This is a genomic window from Variovorax sp. dw_954 (genome assembly GCF_018449755.1).
Taxonomy (GTDB): Bacteria; Pseudomonadota; Gammaproteobacteria; order Burkholderiales; family Burkholderiaceae_C; genus Variovorax.
In genome coordinates, this window is sequence record NZ_JAAVVD010000027.1 from 24,357 (window position 1) to 41,351 (window position 16,995).

Below are 16,995 nucleotides of genomic sequence, written 5' to 3' on the forward strand. Positions count from 1 at the left end.
GTGCGAGCGCCTTCGGGCGGCCGGGCGGCGCTCATGCAGCGCTCCCCCCGTTGAAGCCGACGGCGCGGGCTCCCAGCAGCCGCAAGCTGGTGGCGAGGCCGCCGTCGTCGCCATCCCCAGGGGACTCGTGACACAGCAGCACCGCACCGTAGTCCTCGGCCTTGAAGTTGTAGAGCGCGTTCGGAATGCCTTCGCCGTACAGGTCCGGCAGCGCCAGGCGGGACTCGATGCTGGCGCCCACGAGCACGGGAGAGCGCGTGGTGGACTGGATACGGACGTCCAGGCCGGCCTCTTCCAACGCCGTGCCCAGCACGTAGGCGGGATGCATGAACTCGCCGCTGCCCAGCACCAGCACCGGCTTGTGGCGCGGCAGCGTGTCGACCAGTCCGGCAACGAGCGACGCGGGCAATTGCAGGAGGGCGTCGCTTCCCAGGCGTGCACTGGCGCTGCTGTCGTAGGCGCGGCGGCAATCCATGTCCGCCTGTGCTGCCGGCGGAGGAGGCGCCTGGAAATCCGGGTTCGCAGAGAAGGTGAACTGGCCTTCCACCAGGGCGGGAAAGCTCACTTTCCTGGACGGTGCACCGGTCACGTCCAGCAAGGCCAGTTGCTCGTGAAATCGCGCCTGGCCTGCCTCGCCCATGAAATTGCTGAGCGACACGGCGGCGATTTCCTCGAGCGCGGGATTCTGTGCGCTGTAGGCGGCGATCAGGCTGAGGTAGGTGTCGCCGGTGCTCAACTCGTCGTCCACCAGCACCAGCAGCCGCGCGCGCCTGAACATGGCGGCCCAGTCCTCGCGCGCCGGCACATGCAGGCGCAGGTTCTGCGCGTGGCTGTGACGCTCCAGGAAGGGCAGCATTTCCGCGCCCGACAACGGATAGCGGGTGGTTTGAACGTACAGCGCACTGCCGGCGCCGAATCGCGCGAGGTATTGCTCGAACACGCCCTGGCCGAGGCCGGTCGCCGTCTCGGCAAGGCCGATGAACAGTGCGGGCGCATCACCCGGCGGAGCCAACCTGGCTGCCAGCGCGAGATGCGCAGCACGCATCGTGGATGGCTTGCAGGGCCAGTGCTTGCCCAGCACCTTGCTGACAAACAGGAAGCCGCGCCTGGGGTTGTGTCGCGCGGCAAATCCGCAGAGTTCGTGCAAAGGCCAATCCGCTCGGTCCACCGAAACCTTCAGGCAGCCGGTCGGCATTTCTACATGCGCCTGCATCGCTTCCTGCATCACGGCCTCATTGCTATTGCGCATGGCTGGTGGGCAGGCTGATGGCCACGGCCACTTCGGTCACGCGCTGCCGCAGGCGGACCTGGGGAATGACGAGTCCGTCATAGCCGTCGACAAAGCCGCGCAGGGCGAGGCAAGGCAGGTTGATGCCGGACAAGCAACTCATGGCCACGCCGCCGGATGCGCGCGGGTTGATTTCCAGCAGCCTGGGCTTGCCGTGGGCGTCTTCCTTGAACTGCACATTGATCATGCCGTTCAGCCCGAAGCGTTCGACCAGGCATTGCGCATGACCCAGCAGGAGCGGGTCGTCGTCCAGCAGTTGGGTGTCGCTGAGGATGGCTTTCTTCCGCACGACGCCGGTCACCCAACGACCCCGGTCCGCGACGCAATCCACGCTGAACTCGTGGCCTGGCAAGTATTCGAGGACCTGCTGCGCGGCGCAGGTGCCGTCCTCCGCGACCGCCTTCCTCGCCCATTCCGACAGCGTCAAGCCGCGCAAGGGCCTGCGCGTGTCGCGGGGATGCATCAGCCGATAGAAGCCCTTGCCGTAGACCGATACGGTGGGCTTGATGCAGGCGCGATGGCCTTGCGCCCAGATCGTCTTCACTGCCTCGCCCAGCGTGGCGGGGTCACGCAGTTCGACGGAACTCGCCAGGAAATCCTGGTCCGCGAGTTGCCGATAGACCCACGACTTGTCGTGCAGCAGGGGCAGCGTGTCGCCGCTGGCTGGCGCCAATATGCGTATGCCCTGCGCCGCGAACTTCTCGCTGCAACCGACCACGGCGGCCGCTTCGTGGCCGGGGACGATGACGTCGATCTGTTGCCTGACGGCGAAGTCCAGGCACCAGTCGCGATACGCGTCGACATCGAGTCCGACGGGCTCCACCTGCCATTCGTCGGCAGCGGCATAGCCGGTGAACCATGTCTTCTTGTGGGTGCAGATGAGTGTGAAGCGCCGGGCTGTGTCCGCCTCCCTGATCAGGGACAGGACACGGTAGGCGAGGGCAAAAGGGCGGTTGAACCAGACGCGCATGGGATCGATTTGGCAAAGGAAGGATGCGCCTCGTGGCCGTACTCGCTTCGAGAAAGCTGTTCGCCTGCTGCGCGCATCTGCGTCAGGCAAACGCGATGGCGCTCTCGAAGGACCATCGCGGCTGCGACAGTCAGGAAGGTCTAGCGGAGATCGAGGCGAGGGACTCTGGCCGGCGGGCCCAAGAGGTCGTTGAAGGGACTCAGGAATCGATCCCTTGCTCGAAGCAACCGGGCGCTGCCGGGTCGTCGTGCGGGCGCAGTTGACGGTCGGGCGATGGATATCGCTGTTGCGTCAAGCGGCGCATATCTCCATGCCGAATGCGATCATGGCCAATGAAGGCATGCATGATTTGTCTCCCTGATTATTCTGTGCAAGCGCCAAGCGCGCTCGTTCAAAGCTTACTACGCGCGTTGTACTTTGCGCTCGGTAAATCCCCCCAGGAGCCTGCGCCCTTCGGCGTGGATGGGGCTGTTCGCTCCGTCTACCAGCGCGCCCCGAGGCGCGAAGAACGCGTGAAGATTTCGTTGCGAGGGCGCCGAGGTCGGGTCTGCGGCGCGGAACCGCACTCTCGTGCAGTGACAACGAAGTTGCGGCAGAGGCTGACAACTGCGCGAAGCGCTTGTCATGCCGGAGCCAACACCGCAGGCCCGCGTTCGGCGTCCGCAGTAGAAAGATTCACACCTCGTCAGTTGTACTTGCCGCTGGTGCCGCCCACGCTGAATCGTCCGGCGCCAAGGAAGGCCACGGCCAGCGCGGCAAACAGGAACATGCCCTGGAGTTCCAGTGCCCATCCGCCGCTCTTGCCGAGCGAGGAGAGGTCCTTCATGTGCACCAGCGCGATCGCAACCAGCATGTTGATCACGGTGATCCAGGCGGCCGGTCGGGTGTAGATCCCCACGATCAGCAGCACAGGCGCGACGATCTCGCCGACATAGACCAGGTAAGCCAGCGCCGACGGCCAGCCGTGCGAGGCGAGGGCGCTGGCGACGAAGCCGACGCCGGTGCTGAGCTTGGCGACGCCGTGCAGCAGGATCAGCAGGCCCAGGGCCAGGCGAAGAATCAGCTTGCCAGTGTCATCGGAACGGATCATGCAAGTAACCTTTTAACTACGAATGAAGAGGGCGCGATTGTCTGCCAGTCGCATCCCTTTGCAGCCACAAGGGGCATCCCCGTAAACTGCCCGCTGCTGACAATTGAGGAACCTCCATGAACCATCGTTTTCGACCTGCGCTTGCCGTTGTTTCCACGGTAGCGGCCACCCTCGCATTGGCTGCCGCCGCGCCCGCCTTCGCCGGCAAGACGCTCGATGCCGTCAAGCAGCGCGGCACCGTGAAGTGCGGCGTGACCAATGGCGTGGCCGGCTTCTCGGCGCCGGACACGCAGGGCAATTGGTCGGGCCTGGACGTCGACACCTGCCGCGCCATCGCAGCCGCGGTGCTTGGCGACGGAAAGAAGGTCGACTTCGTGCCGCTCAATTCGCAGCAACGCTTTGCCGCGTTGCAAGCCGGCGAGGTCGACATCTTGGCGCGCAACACAACCTGGAACCTCACGCGCGATGCGTCGCTCGGATTCAACTTCACCACGATCAACTACTACGACGGCCAGGGTTTCCTGGTGCCGAAGAAGATCAAGGTGACGAGTGCAAAGCAGCTCAAGGGCGCGACCATCTGCACCCAATCGGGCACCACCAACGAGAAGAACGTGGCCGACTGGTCCAAGGCCAACAACATCCCGGTCAAGACCGTGGTGTTCGAGAGCTTCGAGGCCTCGTTCAAGGCCTTCTTCGCGGGCCGTTGCCAGGCTTTCACCACCGACACGTCGGCGCTGGCGGGCCTGCGCAACAAGGAAGCGACCAACCCCGACGACTACCTCATCCTGCCGGAGCTGATCTCCAAGGAGCCGCTCGCGCCCGCGGTTCGGCGCGGCGACGACGAATGGTTCGCCATCGTCAAGTGGGTCCCCAATGCGCTCATCGAGGCGGAGGAGGCCGGGATCACGCAGGAGAACATCGATGCGCTCAAGGCCACCAGCAAGGACCCCGCGCAACAGCGCCTGGTTGGCAGCGGCGACGACCTCGGCAAGCTGCTGGGGCTGGACAAGGACTGGTCGTACCGCGCCATCAAGGCCGTGGGCAACTACGGTGAGATCTTCGAGCGCAACGTCGGGCCGAAGTCGGTGCTGAAGTTGCCGCGCGGCGCCAACAACCTGTGGAACAAGGGCGGCCTGCTCTACGCGCTGCCGGTGAAATGACGCTCGCACCAGGCTCCGCGGCAGTGCGTGCGGCTGCAACAAGCTTCTGCCGCGCGGCGATATCCGCCGCTGGGCGGATTCGGCTCCGCGGTGTTCCTGGCAAGAGCAGCATTTGATGGACGGGCGGCGAAGTGCCTGGCTCGGCTGGGCGCTCCAGGCGCTGCTGGTGATGGCGGTAGTGGGCGGCGTGTTCTGGCTCGTCCACCACGCGCTCGAAACCCTGCGTGCGCGCGGTGTGCGTTCGGGCTTCGACTTCCTCTGGGATGCGGCGCGCTTCGAAGTGGCCGAGGGTTGGCTGGATTTCGATGGCAGCCAGCCGCTGTGGCGCGCCTTCCTGGCTGGCTTGGTGAATACGGTGCGAGCCTCAGTGCCGGCCGCGGCGATCGCCGTGGTGCTCGGCACGCTGCTGGGCATCGGGCGGCTCGCGCCGCACATGCTGGTGCGCTGGCTGTGCGCGATCTATGTGCAGACCGTGCGCAACGTGCCGTTGCTGCTGCAACTGCTGATGCTGTACTTCGCCATCACGCAACTGTTGCCTGACTCGACGGAGGCCATCGAACTCGCGCCCGGCTTCTGGCTCAGCAAGGGCGGGCTGTCGATGCCATGGCCGGTTGGCGAGCCCGGCAGTTTCTGGCCCAGCCATTTCGATTGGCCCGAGCGCGGCAGCTTCAACGTCACTGGCGGCGCGGCGCTGAGTCCCGAATACCTGGCGGTGGTGCTGGCGCTTGCGCTCTACACAGCCGCCTTCATCGCGGAGATCGTGCGGGCGGGTATCGCCTCCGTGTCGGCGGGGCAGAAGCTCGCGGCGCAGGCGCTTGGGCTGACGCCGGGGCAGCAGCTGCGCATCGTGGTGCTGCCGCAGGCGCTGCGCGTGATCGTGCCTGCGCTGACCAACCAGTTGCTGAGCTTGACGAAGAATTCCTCGCTCGCCGTCGCGGTGGGCTATCCCGAACTGGTGTCCATCGCCAACACCTCGCTCAACTCGACCGGCCGCGCGTTCGAATGCATTGCGGTGATCATGACCATATACCTCGCGCTGTCGTTGCTGACCTCGGCGCTGATGAATCGCTACAACGCGCGCGTGGCGATGCGAGGGTGGCAATGAGCCGCGCCCGGCCGTCGCAAGGCGTTCGCGCCGCGCTGCGCAGCAAGGAGGTGTTCGAATGAACACCGGCGCCGGGCATGGCGTGCGCGCGGAGTTGTTCGGCTCGCCGCTGCGCGCTGCCGCGACCTTGCTGTTGCTGGCGGTGTTCGCATGGGGTGGGGTGCATCTGTTCGACTGGGCGGTGCTGCACGCGGTCTTTCGCCCGGATGCCGATGCATGCCGCGCTGCGCAGGGCGCATGTTGGGGCGTGGTCGCGGAGAAGTGGCGGCCGATGCTGTTCGGGCGCTATCCCTATGCGGACCAATGGCGTCCGGCTGTTGCGGTGATCGTGTTGTCGGCCACGACGCTGCTGAGCGCGTGGCCCCGCTTCTGGCGCTGGTGGCTGCTGCCCCTGTGGGTGTTGGCCCTGGCCTTGTTCCTCATGCTGATGCGCGGCGGTGTGTTCGGGCTGGCGACGGTGCCGACAAGCCAATGGGGCGGCCTGCCACTGACGATCGGGCTGGCCGTGGTGGGGCTGGCCCTGGCTTTTCCGCTGGCCTTGCTGCTTGCGCTGGGGCGTCGCTCCTTGTGGCCGGCCGCACGCACACTGAGCGCGACCTACATTGAGCTGGTGCGAGGCGTGCCGCTGATCTCGGTGCTGTTCATGGCGTCGTTCCTGCTGCCGCTGTTGTGGCCGGCCGGCTGGCAGCCCGACGTGCTGGTGCGCGTGCTGGCCGGGCTCAGCCTCTTCGTCGCGGCCTATCTTGCCGAGATCATCCGCGGCGGCCTGCAGGCGGTGCCGCGCGGGCAGACCGAGGTGGCGATGGCCCTGGGTTTCGGCCGCTGGCCGGTGCAGCGCGACATCATCCTGCCGCAGGCGCTGCGGCTCGTCGTGCCCGCGTTGACCAACAGCGTCGTGGGCACGTTGAAGGACACCTCGCTGGTGACGGTGGTCGGCTTGTTCGAACTGACCGGCGCGCTGGGACTGGCGCTGGGGGGCGACCCGACCTGGCGGCCGTTCTACCTCGAGGGCTACCTGTTCCTGGCGCTGGTTTACTGGGTGATGTGCTTTGGGCTGTCGCGCTACAGCGCCTGGCTGGAGCGCAGGCTGGGCACGCAGGGGCGATAGGTCTATGCGCGGGGCGGCAGCCGGCGTGTACCGCCGATCGCCACGGTAAAGAATGCGTCTTCATCGATTCGTTGCGCTTCGCGCTCCTCTGTGAGCCTTTGCGGTGGCTCGTCCAGCGGCTCGTCGGTCAGCTCGAACGTGCCCCAATGGATGCCGAGCGATCGCTTGGCGCCGATGTCCAGATGGATCTTCACGGCTTCGGCCACGTCGATGTGCTGCGTTGCCATGAACCACCGCGGTGCGTAGGCGCCGATCGGCAGCAGGGCGATGTCGAACCCGCCACCTTGCGCTGCGCCCTGCCGGGCCGCGAGCCGCTGGCGAATGTCCGCGAAGTCACGCGAATAGCCGGTGTCGCCAGCGAAGAACAGGTGGCAATCCTGCGCGAGGACCGCGAAACCACCCCACAGCGTCTGCATGCGGTCGCGCAGGCCGCGGGCGGACCAGTGCTGCGCGGGCACCAGCATCACGTCCACATCCGCGCGACCGGGCACCGCCAGGGGATGGCTTTGCCACCAGTCCAGTTCGACGACGTTGTCCAGGCCGAGATCGCGGAACCATGCCGCAAGGCCCAACGGCACCACGAACAGGGCCGAGCCACCGGGTTGCCTGCCGAGCGCTTCCACGCTCGGGCGGTCCAGGTGGTCATAGTGGTTGTGCGAGACCACCACCAGGTCGATGTGCGGCAGGTCTGCCAGCGCGATGGCCGGCGGCTGGTGGCGCTTCGGTCCGGCAAAGCTGAAGGGCGAGCAGCGCTCCGAGAACACCGGGTCCGTCAGGAGTGAGATTCCACCGAACTGCGCGAGCACCGTGGCATGCCCGATCCAGGTGACCGCGGCCTGCTGCCCCGGCCCGCTCGCATTCGCACGCAAGAAGTCCAGCGAAGGCGGCAGCTGGGGGATCGGCGCGGAGGGCGGGCGCGGCAACCCCTCGCGCGCGGCAGCCACGCGCCAGCGCAGGACATCCGCCAGCGACCTGGGCTCGAACTCGATGTAGTTGTTCTGGAAGCCGCGCGCGCGGTGATGGCGTGGCGCGGACATGGCGGTCAGGAGGCCAGCGCCTCCAGCAATTCCGTCTCGATCGCCAGTTGCGCACGCTGCCCCTGCAGTTCCGGCCCGCTGATGAGGAAAGTGTCTTCCACCCGTTCGCCGAGCGTCGTGACCTTGGCAAGCTGCAGGTTCAGGTGGTGCCGGGCCAGCACGCGCGCCACCGAATAAAGGAGGCCCGCCCGGTCGCTGGCCGAGATGTTGAGCAGCCAGCGCTGCGCCTTCTCGTCGGGCAGCAGGCTGATGCGCGGCTTGATCGGGAAGCTGCGCACGCGGCGCGACACGCGCCCCTTGCCGGGCGGGGGCAGGGCGCCGGCTTCGTCGAGGGTCTTGCTCAGGCCCGATTCGACCAGGCTGATCAAGTCGCGGTAGTGCTCGGGGATGAAAGTGGCGACCACCTGGAAGGTGTCCAGCGCGTAGCCGTTGGTGGTGGTATGCACCTTGGCATCCAGGATGCTGAAGGAGGCCTGTTCAAAATAGCCGCAGATGCGCGCGAACAGGTCCATCTGGTCGGGCGTGTACACGACCACCTGCAGTCCTTCGCCCACCGGCGAGAGGCGCGCGCGCACCAGCGCCGCCGCATGGGGGTCGATCGGCACGCCTGCCATCGGCACGCGGCGCGACAACTGCTTCGCATGCCATGCGATCTCGCCTGCTTCGTGGCGCATGAAATAGCCGATGTCGAGCGTTTCCCACAGGGCCTTGTGGGCATCGGCCGGTTGCGCATAGAGCGCGAGTTCGACCAGCGCCTCGTGCTTGCGGGCCTCGATCTCGGCGCCCGCGTCGGGCATGTGGCCGCCCAGCGCGCGCAGCGTGGCGCGGTAGAGGTCTTCCAGCAGCTTGCCCTTCCAGGCGTTCCAGACGCGCGGGGAGGTGCCGCGGATGTCGGCGATGGTCAGGAGGTAGAGCGCCGTGAGGTATCGCTCGCTGCCGACCTTCTTTGCAAACGCGCCGATCACCTCCGGATCGCTCAGGTCCTGCTTCTGCGCGATCGTGCTCATGGTGAGGTGTTCGGCCACGAGGAATTCGATGAGCTTGGCGTCCTCGCGGGCGATCTCGTGCTGCGCGCAGAAGCGGCGCACGTCGAGCGAGCCGAGCCGTGAGTGGTCGCCGCCGCGGCCCTTGGCAATGTCGTGGAACAGTGCCGCCACGTAGAGGATCCACGGCTTGTTCCAGCCGGCCGCCAGCTGCGAGCAGAACGGGTATTCGTGGGCATGCTCGGCGATGAAGAAGCGCCGGATATTGCGCAGCACCATGAGGATGTGCTGGTCCACCGTGTACACATGGAACAGGTCGTGCTGCATCTGGCCGACGATGCTGCGGAACACGCGCAGGTAGCGTCCGAGCACCGAGGTCTCGTTCATCAGTCGGAAGGCGTGCGTGATGCCGCGCGGTTCCACCAGCATGCGCATGAAGGTGACGTGGTTCACGCGGTCGTTGCGGAACTTGCTGTCCATCACGTGCCGCGCGTTGTACAGCGCACGCAGGGTACGAGCCGACAGGCCTTTCACCCCGATGGTCTTCTGGTAGAGCAGGAAGGTCTCGAGGATTGCATGCGGGTCGCGCACGTAGAGGTCGTCGCTCGCCACCTCGATCAGTCCCGCCTTCTCGAAAAAGCGGTCGTTGATGCGCACCGGCTCCTCGCCCATCGGCTGCAGCCGCTCGGAGATGTTGAGCAGCAGGATATGGTTGAGCTGCGTCACCGCCTTGGCCGCCCAGTAGTAGCGCCGCATCAGCGCCTCGCTGGCCTTGCGCTGTGACTCGCCCTCGTAGCCGAAGGTGGCGGCCACCGCGGTCTGCATGTCGAACACAAGGCGGTCTTCGCGCCGGTTGGCGATCACGTGCAGGCGCGCGCGGACCAGGCTCAGCAGCGCTTCGTTTCGCTTGATCTGGCGCACCTCGAAGGCGGTGGCCAGGCCGTTCTTGGCGAGGTCGTCCCAGCGCTGCCCGAAGCCGGCCGCCTTGGTCATCCACAGGATGACCTGCAGGTCGCGCAGGCCGCCCGGCGACTCCTTGCAGTTCGGCTCCAGCGCGTAGGGCGTGTTCTCGTATTTCTGGTGGCGATGCCGCATTTCCTGCGACTTGGCGATGAAGAAGGCCTGCGGATCAATGGCCGCCTGGAACCCCTTGCGGAACGTGGCGTAGAGCTTCTTGTCGCCGGTGACCAGGCGCGATTCGAGCAGCGAAGTCTGCACCGTCACGTCCTTCGCGCTTTCCGCGAGGCATTCGCCGAGCGTGCGCACGCTGGAGCCGATCTCCAGGCCCGCGTCCCAGCAGTGGCCGATGAAGGCCTCGAGGCGCTCCGGCGCGACCTCGCCCTCGAAGGGTTCGGGCAGCAACAGGAGCACATCGACGTCGGAGTAGGGGAACAGTTCGCCCCGGCCGAATCCACCGACAGCCACCAGCGACAACTGGTTGCCGAAGTCTGCATCGGCCCAGAGGGCGCGCAGCGTCTCGTCGGCCAGCGCCGACAACTCGCGCAACACGGTATGCACGCTGCGCGTGGGCGCGCGTGCGAACCGCAGGGTGTCGAACAGGGCGCGCTTGTGGGCGCGATAGGCCTCGCGCAGCATGGGCACGTCGACCGCGGCAGGGACTGTCAAGTGGCCGTGGCTTTCACGAACGATGGCAGCGGCGGGCTGCCGGCCGACAAGGTCAGGACCTCGTAGCCCGTCTCGGTGACCAGCACCGAATGTTCCCATTGGGCGGACAGCGAATGGTCGCGCGTGACGATGGTCCAGCCGTCGTACTGGCCGCCCTTGGCGTCTTCCTTGATGTCGCGCTTGCCGGCGTTGATCATCGGCTCGATCGTGAAGATCATGCCCGGCTTGAGTTCTTCCATGGTGCCGGGGCGGCCGTAGTGAAGCACCTGCGGCTCCTCGTGGAAGCGCCGGCCCACGCCGTGGCCGCAGAACTCGCGCACCACCGAATAGCCGTTGCCTTCCGCGAACTTCTGGATCGCATGGCCCACGTCGCCCAGGTGCGCGCCGGGCTTGACCTGCAGGATGCCGTGCCACATCGCCTCGAAGGTGACCGAGCACAGCCGCTTGGCCGCGATCGACGCGTCGCCGACGATGAACATGCGGCTGTTGTCGCCGAACCAGCCGTCCTTGATGACGGTGACGTCGACATTGACGATGTCGCCCTTCTTGAGCGGCTTGTCGTTGGGGATGCCGTGGCACACCACGTGGTTGACCGAGGTGCACAGCGACTTCGGGTAGGGCGTGCTGCTCGCGCCCATGTAGCCGACCGTGGCCGAGGTGGTGCCTTGCTTCACCATGTACTCGGCGGCCCAACGGTCGATGTCGTTCGTCGTGATGCCCGGCTTGATCAGCGGCGTGAGGTGGTCCAGCACCTCGGAGGCAAGGCGGCACGCGACTCGCATGGCTGCGATGCCGGCGGCGTCGTTGTAGGTAATGCTCATAACTGTCAATTATCCCTCCGGTGTTGACTAAAATCTCCGGCTTGCGCGGATGGCCCCAGTCAGCGGCCGCCGCCTTTCAGTCCCCCGCCTGTTCCATCTCAAACGAGGCCTCCAAGGCCTATCCCGACCCGTGACGCAGCCCGTGACCCCGCACCATCCCCTCGTCGTAACGCGTTTCGAAGGCGGCGACGCACTCAGCGATTTCAGGGCGCGCCAGCTGCTGCCGCGCCTGCAGGCCGTGGATGCGCGCATCGACGGCGTCTCGGCGCGATTCGTCCACCTGGTCGCCACCGATACGGCGCCTGACGCGGCGCAGCAGGCGCAATTGCAGGCCCTCCTGACCTACGGCGAACCCTTCGAAGAGCGGGACGCGGGCGCCTCCGTCGTGGTGGCGCCGCGCCTGGGCACCGTATCGCCCTGGGCCTCCAAGGCGACCGACATCGCCCACAACTGCGGCTTCGCGGTGCGGCGCATCGAGCGCGTCACGGAATACCGGCTGTCGCTGAAAAAGCCGCTGCTCGGCAAGGCGCCGGTGCTCGACACGGACGCGCTGGTGGGCGTGTCCGCGCTGCTGCACGACCGCATGACCGAATCGGTGCTGCCGACGCTGGACAGCGCGCATTCGCTGTTCGCCGAACTGCCGGCACAGCCGATGGCGCATGTGGACGTGCTGGCGGGCGGCCGTGCTGCGCTCGAAACTGCGAACACCCAGTTCGGCCTGGCGCTGGCCGAGGACGAGATCGACTACCTGGTCGACGCTTTCACCCGGCTCGGCCGCAACCCGACCGACGTCGAGCTGATGATGTTCGCGCAGGCCAACAGCGAACACTGCCGGCACAAGATATTCAATGCCGACTTCGTCATCGACGGCCAGCCGCAGCCGCACAGCCTGTTCGGCATGATCCGCCACACCGAAAAGCAGAACCCGCAGCACACGGTGGTCGCCTATGCCGATAACGCGTCGATCATGGAAGGCGCGCAGATCGAGCGCTTCGTGGCGCGCGGCGGCGCCTATGCGAAGGAAAGCGCGCTCAGCCATGTGCTGATGAAGGTCGAGACGCACAACCATCCGACCGCGATCTCGCCGTTTCCCGGGGCGTCCACGGGCGCGGGCGGGGAAATCCGCGACGAGGGCGCCACCGGCCGCGGCTCGAAGCCCAAGGCCGGATTGACCGGCTTCACGGTGTCGAAGCTGTGGCCGGAGGATGGCCACTACGGCAAGCCCGAGCACATCGCGAGTCCGTTGCAGATCATGACCGAGGGTCCGCTCGGCGGCGCCGCATTCAACAACGAGTTCGGCCGGCCCAACCTGCTGGGCTACTTCCGCGAATACGAGCAGGCCATCGCGTCCGACGAAGGCACCGTGCGGCGCGGCTATCACAAGCCGATCATGATCGCCGGCGGGCTGGGCAGCATCGACGCGGGCCAGACGAAGAAGATCCAGTTCCCCGCGGGCTCCTTGCTGATCCAGCTGGGCGGGCCGGGCATGCGCATCGGCATGGGTGGCAGCGCCGCCAGTTCGATGGCGACCGGCGCCAACGCGGCCGAACTCGATTTCGACTCGGTGCAGCGCGGCAACCCCGAGATCGAGCGTCGGGCGCAGGAGGTGATCAACCATTGCTGGCAGCAGGGTGAGTCCAACCCGATCCTGGCGATCCATGACGTCGGCGCTGGCGGTTTGAGCAATGCCTTCCCGGAACTGACCAACGACGCCGAGCGAGGGGCGCGCTTCGACCTGGGTGCGGTGCCGCTGGAAGAGTCAGGCATGGCGCCGAAGGAAATCTGGTGCAACGAGAGCCAGGAGCGCTATGTGCTGGCGATTGCGCCGGAATCCTTGGCGCAGTTCACTGGGTTCTGCGAGCGGGAGCGGTGTCCGTTTTCCGTCGTCGGTGTGGCGACTGAGGAGCGGCAGTTGCTTGTTGGGGAGCTGTCCCTCACCCCAGCCCTCTCCCCGGAGGGGGGAGGGGGCCAAGCGGGTTCACTCCCTCTCCCTCCGGGAGAGGGCGGGGGTGAGGGCACGGCCGTCGACATGCCCATGAACGTCCTCCTGGGCAAGCCCCCCAAGATGCTGCGCGACGTCAAGACGATCGCCCGCAACTTCAAGCCGCTCGACCTGACCGGCGTCGACCTGCAGAAGGCCGCCATCGACGTGTTGTCCCACCCGACGGTGGCGTCCAAGCGCTTCCTCGTCACCATCGGCGACCGCACCGTCGGCGGCCTCAGCCATCGCGACCAGATGGTCGGCCCGTGGCAGGTGCCGGTGGCCGATTGCGCCGTCACGCTGGCCGACTACAAGGGCTTTGCCGGCGAGGCGATGAGCATGGGCGAGCGCACGCCGCTGGCCGCGCTGGATGCGCCGGCTTCCGGCCGCATGGCGGTTGCCGAGGCGATCACCAACCTGCTGGCCGCGCCGATCGAGTTGTCACGCGTCAAGTTGTCGGCCAACTGGATGGCCGCCTGCGGCGAGCCCGGCGAAGACGCCGCGCTCTACGAGACCGTCAAGGCCGTCGGCCTGGAGCTGTGCCCGGCGCTGGGCGTGTCGATCCCGGTCGGCAAGGATTCGCTGTCGATGCGCACCCAGTGGTCCGACGGCGACGAGAAGAAGAAGGTCACTTCGCCGGTCAGCCTGATCGTGACGGCCTTCGCCACGCTGGCCGACGTGCGCGGCACGCTGACGCCGCAATTGAACGCAGAGGAGGCCGATACGACGCTGGTCCTCATCGACCTGGGGCGCGGCCAGCACCGCATGGCCGGCAGCATCCTGGCGCAGACGCTGGGCCAGAGCGGCGACACGGTGCCAGACCTCGACGACCCGGCGCAACTGGTGAGCCTGGTGACCGTCGTCAACGCCCTGCGCGCCGACGGCAAGATCCTCGCGATGCACGACCGCAGCGACGGCGGCCTGTTCGCCGCCGCCTGCGAGATGGCCTTTGCGGGCCACGTCGGCGTGGCGCTCAACGTCGACATGCTGGTCACGGAAGGCGATGGCATTTCCGACAGCCGCATGGAAACCGGCGACGCCAAGAACTGGGCGCAGCAGGTCAGCGCCCGCCGCGAGGAACTCACGCTCAAGGCGCTGTTCAACGAAGAACTCGGCATGCTGCTGCAAGTGCGCACCGCCGAGCGCAACGAGGTGATGCAGGTGCTGCGCGCCCACGGCCTGAGCGCCCACAGTCATTTCGTCGGCAAGACACGTCCCGAGTCGTCCCCGATGGAAGCGGGCAAGGGCAAGCTCGAAGTCTGGCGCGATGCCAAGTCGGTCTTCAGCGCCAGCCTGCACGACCTGCACCAGGTCTGGGATTCGGTCAGCTGGAAGATCGCCCGCGAGCGCGACAACCCGGCTTGCGCCGATTCGGAACACTCGACAGCCGGCGACCCCAAGAACCCCGGCATGCACGTCTTCCTCCCTCTCCCGCAAGCGGGAGAGGGCCGGGGCGAGGGCTCTCCGGCAATCCTGACGTCCCGCCCCAAGGTCGCCATCCTCCGCGAACAAGGCGTCAACTCCCACGTCGAGATGGCCTACGCCTTCACCGAGGCCGGCTTCGAAGCCTTCGACGTCCACATGACAGACCTGCAGACTGGCAGGGCCGACCTGGCCAATTTCCAGGGCATGGTCGCCTGCGGCGGCTTCAGCTACGGCGACACCCTCGGCGCCGGCATCGGATGGGCTCGCAGCATCACCTTCAACCCCAAGCTCTCGGCGCAGTTCCAGGCCTTCTTCGCCCGGGGCGACACCTTCGGCCTGGGCGTCTGCAATGGCTGCCAGATGTTCGCCGAGCTTGCGGGCATCATCCCCGGTGCCGAACACTGGCCGCGCTTCACGACCAACCAGAGCGAGCGCTTCGAGGCGCGCCTGTCGATGGTGGAAGTGCTGGATTCGCCCAGCATCTTCTTCGGCGGCATGGCCGGCAGCCGCCTGCCGATCGCGGTGGCGCATGGCGAGGGCTATGCCAACTTCAAGCACCGCGGCAATGCGGCCCAGGCCATCGCCGCCATGCGCTACGTCGACAACCACGGCCAGCCCACCGAGCAGTACCCGTTCAACCCGAACGGCAGCGCTGGCGGCCTGACCTCGGTCACGACGGCGGACGGTCGCTTCACCGCGTTGATGCCGCACCCCGAGCGCGTCTTCCGCAACATCCAGATGAGCTGGACATCGGGCGACAAGAGCGACTTCAGCCCGTGGATTCAGCTCTGGCGCAATGCGCGCAAGTGGGTGGGCTGATGCCGCGATCGGACACCCGGTCGACTGCCATCGCGATGACATGGGTGGGCTGAAATCTTGATGCAGCGCCGCGTCTTCATTGCAAGCGCCTTGGGCGGCGCGCTGCCGCTGGCTGACGTCGCGGCTGCGGAGGCGTTCAGGTCGCTCAGGAAATCGCCGCGCATGCCGGTGCTGTTCGTCGGCCACGGCAGCCCGATGAATGCGATCGGGGACAACGCCTACCGGCGCAGCTGGGAGGCGTTGGGCGCGGAGTTCGGCGCGAAGTATCCGCCACCGCAATTGATCCTCTGCATTTCCGCGCACTGGCTGACACGCGGCGGCTGGTACCTCACCGGCATGGCCAGGCCCAAGACCATCCATGACTTCGGCGGCTTTCCTCAGGAATTGTTCGACCAGCAGTACCCCGCGCCGAGCGCGCCCCAGGCCGCTGCAGACATCGGCCGGGCGCTGCGCCAGCCATTCAGCGGCGCCGCCGTCGCGCTCGACGATTCGGAATGGGGCTTTGACCATGGCACCTGGTCGGTGCTGAAGCCGATGTTTCCGAAGGCCGAAATCCCGGTGCTGCAACTGAGCATGGACTACATACCTGCCGCTTCTCTATGCCGCCGGCGCCGTGGAAGCCGGCGAATCACCGCGCTTCTTCAACACCGATTTCCAGTCCGCCTCGATCTCGATGCGCTCGGTGATCTGGGCATGAAAAAGCGGCCATGAAGGCCGCTGATTCACTTTTTGCCAGGGGGAGCCCGGGTTATTCCACCTTCGCAGCTGCGCGCAGGCTTTCCTGATACTTCTGCAGCTTCTGCTGCGTCAGCTGCTGAACGATCTGCGGCTTGGCTTCCTCGAGCTTGGGCAGTTGGGCCTGGCGAACGTCGTCGAGACGAATGACGTGATAGCCGTATTCCGTCTTGACCGGCGTCTGGGTCATTTCGCCCTTCTTGAGCCCGATCATGGCGGCCGAGAACTCGGGCACCAGGCTGGCGGCGCTGGCCCAGCCGAGGTCGCCGCCTTGCGCGCCCGAGCCCTTGTCCGTGCTCTGCTTCTTGGCGATTTCCTCGAAGTTGCCGCCCTTCTTCAGGTCGGCAATGATCTTCTTGGCTTCGGCTTCGGTCTTCACCAGGATGTGGCGGGCCTTGTATTCCTTGCCGCTGTTGGCGGCGACGGCCTTGTCGTATTCGGCCTGGACCTCGGCGTCGGTGACCGGGTTGGTCTTGCGATAGTTCTCGAACAGGCCGCGGATCATGATGGCTTGGCGGGCCAGTTCCAGCTGGTTCTTGTAGTCGTCGGTCTTCTCGATGCCTTGCTTCTGCGCTTCCTGCATGAACACCTCGCGCAGGACCACTTCCTCGCGCAACTGGGGCTGCATTTCCGGCGTCACCGGGCGGCCGGCCGCGGCGAGTTGCGAGGCGAGCGCATCCATGCGGGCCTTGGGCACGGCCTTGCCATTGACGATGGCTGCGTTCTGCGCGAAGGCGGCCATGGGAACCATGCCGACCAGGAGCGTGGCGGCAACGGCCTGCAAGATTTGTTTTTTCATGAGAGCTTGGAAGTGAAAGCAGGGCGCGTCGGCCCCGGGGGAATGAGG

Annotated in this window: 12 protein-coding genes and 1 pseudogene; 6 read left to right on the forward strand and 7 right to left on the reverse strand. The window is 66.5% G+C overall.

Features of this window, described 5'->3' with window-relative positions; genetic code table 11:
* Positions 1-31 precede the first annotated feature (31 nt).
* Both HB681_RS30580 and HB681_RS30585 read right to left on the reverse strand, forming a co-directional pair.
* A complete protein-coding gene (locus HB681_RS30580) occupies positions 32-1,249 on the reverse strand; it encodes a phosphoribosyltransferase domain-containing protein (protein ID WP_213958652.1) in 1,218 nt (405 codons plus the stop codon).
* Positions 1,239-2,258: an ATP-grasp domain-containing protein gene (locus tag HB681_RS30585; RefSeq protein ID WP_213958653.1), complete on the reverse strand. Its 1,020-nt coding sequence runs from the start codon at positions 2,256-2,258 to the stop codon at positions 1,239-1,241. The genes HB681_RS30580 and HB681_RS30585 overlap by 11 nt, the downstream gene beginning before the upstream one ends.
* Before the next feature lie 214 nt (positions 2,259-2,472).
* On the opposite strand from HB681_RS30585, the gene HB681_RS30590 reads away from it, so the two are divergent.
* A complete protein-coding gene (locus tag HB681_RS30590) occupies positions 2,473-2,619 on the forward strand; it encodes a hypothetical protein (RefSeq protein ID WP_213958654.1) in 147 nt (48 codons plus the stop codon).
* Between the two features lie 324 nt (positions 2,620-2,943).
* On the opposite strand, the gene HB681_RS30595 is transcribed toward HB681_RS30590, so the two are convergent.
* Complete coding sequence (locus HB681_RS30595) at positions 2,944-3,348, reverse strand: DoxX family protein (RefSeq protein ID WP_213958655.1); 405 nt, start codon at positions 3,346-3,348, stop codon at positions 2,944-2,946.
* A 116-nt stretch (positions 3,349-3,464) separates the two neighbouring features.
* On the opposite strand from HB681_RS30595, the gene HB681_RS30600 reads away from it, so the two are divergent.
* The 3 genes from HB681_RS30600 to HB681_RS30610 all read left to right on the forward strand — a co-directional run bounded on the left by HB681_RS30600 (position 3,465) and on the right by HB681_RS30610 (position 6,721).
* A complete protein-coding gene (locus HB681_RS30600; RefSeq protein WP_213958656.1) occupies positions 3,465-4,508 on the forward strand; it encodes an amino acid ABC transporter substrate-binding protein in 1,044 nt (347 codons plus the stop codon).
* A gap of 115 nt (positions 4,509-4,623) precedes the next feature.
* On the forward strand, positions 4,624-5,613 hold the full coding sequence (locus HB681_RS30605; RefSeq protein WP_213958657.1) for an ABC transporter permease subunit: 990 nt from the start codon (positions 4,624-4,626) through the stop codon (positions 5,611-5,613).
* 58 nt (positions 5,614-5,671) lie between these two features.
* Positions 5,672-6,721, forward strand: coding sequence for an amino acid ABC transporter permease (locus tag HB681_RS30610; RefSeq protein WP_213958658.1), 1,050 nt, complete (start codon positions 5,672-5,674; stop codon positions 6,719-6,721).
* A 2-nt stretch (positions 6,722-6,723) separates the two neighbouring features.
* Here the strand turns inward: HB681_RS30610 and HB681_RS30615 are convergent, their stop codons facing one another.
* The 3 genes from HB681_RS30615 to map are packed head-to-tail and all read right to left on the reverse strand — an operon-like array spanning position 6,724 to position 11,188.
* Positions 6,724-7,758: an MBL fold metallo-hydrolase gene (locus tag HB681_RS30615; protein WP_213958659.1), complete on the reverse strand. Its 1,035-nt coding sequence runs from the start codon at positions 7,756-7,758 to the stop codon at positions 6,724-6,726.
* A 5-nt stretch (positions 7,759-7,763) separates the two neighbouring features.
* The gene (locus HB681_RS30620) at positions 7,764-10,367 is read right to left on the reverse strand and encodes a [protein-PII] uridylyltransferase (RefSeq protein WP_213958660.1); all 2,604 of its coding nucleotides are present in this window, start codon (positions 10,365-10,367) and stop codon (positions 7,764-7,766) included.
* Entirely contained in the window at positions 10,364-11,188 is an 825-nt protein-coding gene (map, locus tag HB681_RS30625) for a type I methionyl aminopeptidase (RefSeq protein WP_213958661.1), read from the reverse strand. The genes HB681_RS30620 and map overlap by 4 nt, the downstream gene beginning before the upstream one ends.
* Before the next feature lie 130 nt (positions 11,189-11,318).
* Here map and purL point away from each other — a divergent pair, with 130 nt between their 5' ends.
* Together purL and HB681_RS30635 are read left to right on the forward strand one after the other, a co-directional pair.
* Complete coding sequence (gene purL, locus HB681_RS30630; RefSeq protein WP_345944784.1) at positions 11,319-15,413, forward strand: phosphoribosylformylglycinamidine synthase; 4,095 nt, start codon at positions 11,319-11,321, stop codon at positions 15,411-15,413.
* Positions 15,414-15,575: 162 nt separating this feature from the next.
* A pseudogene (locus tag HB681_RS30635) lies at positions 15,576-16,110 on the forward strand (class III extradiol ring-cleavage dioxygenase).
* 51 nt (positions 16,111-16,161) lie between these two features.
* On the opposite strand, the gene HB681_RS30640 reads toward HB681_RS30635, so the two are convergent.
* Positions 16,162-16,947, reverse strand: a complete 786-nt coding sequence (locus HB681_RS30640) for a peptidylprolyl isomerase (protein ID WP_213958663.1) — start codon at positions 16,945-16,947, stop codon at positions 16,162-16,164.
* Positions 16,948-16,995: the final 48 nt, after the last annotated feature.

Excerpts from the sequence above, each read along its gene's own strand:
- HB681_RS30640 (WP_213958663.1), bottom strand. The coding sequence starts at position 16,947 with ATGAAAAAACAAATCTTGCAGGCCGTTGCCGCCACGCTCCTGGTCGGC.
- HB681_RS30595 (WP_213958655.1), bottom strand. The coding sequence starts at position 3,348 with ATGATCCGTTCCGATGACACTGGCAAGCTGATTCTTCGCCTGGCCCTG.
- HB681_RS30600 (WP_213958656.1), top strand. The coding sequence starts at position 3,465 with ATGAACCATCGTTTTCGACCTGCGCTTGCCGTTGTTTCCACGGTAGCG.
- HB681_RS30610 (WP_213958658.1), top strand. The coding sequence starts at position 5,672 with ATGAACACCGGCGCCGGGCATGGCGTGCGCGCGGAGTTGTTCGGCTCG.
- map (WP_213958661.1), bottom strand. The coding sequence starts at position 11,188 with ATGAGCATTACCTACAACGACGCCGCCGGCATCGCAGCCATGCGAGTC.
- HB681_RS30605 (WP_213958657.1), top strand. The coding sequence starts at position 4,624 with ATGGACGGGCGGCGAAGTGCCTGGCTCGGCTGGGCGCTCCAGGCGCTG.
- HB681_RS30580 (WP_213958652.1), bottom strand. The coding sequence starts at position 1,249 with ATGCGCAATAGCAATGAGGCCGTGATGCAGGAAGCGATGCAGGCGCAT.
- HB681_RS30585 (WP_213958653.1), bottom strand. The coding sequence starts at position 2,258 with ATGCGCGTCTGGTTCAACCGCCCTTTTGCCCTCGCCTACCGTGTCCTG.
- HB681_RS30615 (WP_213958659.1), bottom strand. The coding sequence starts at position 7,758 with ATGTCCGCGCCACGCCATCACCGCGCGCGCGGCTTCCAGAACAACTAC.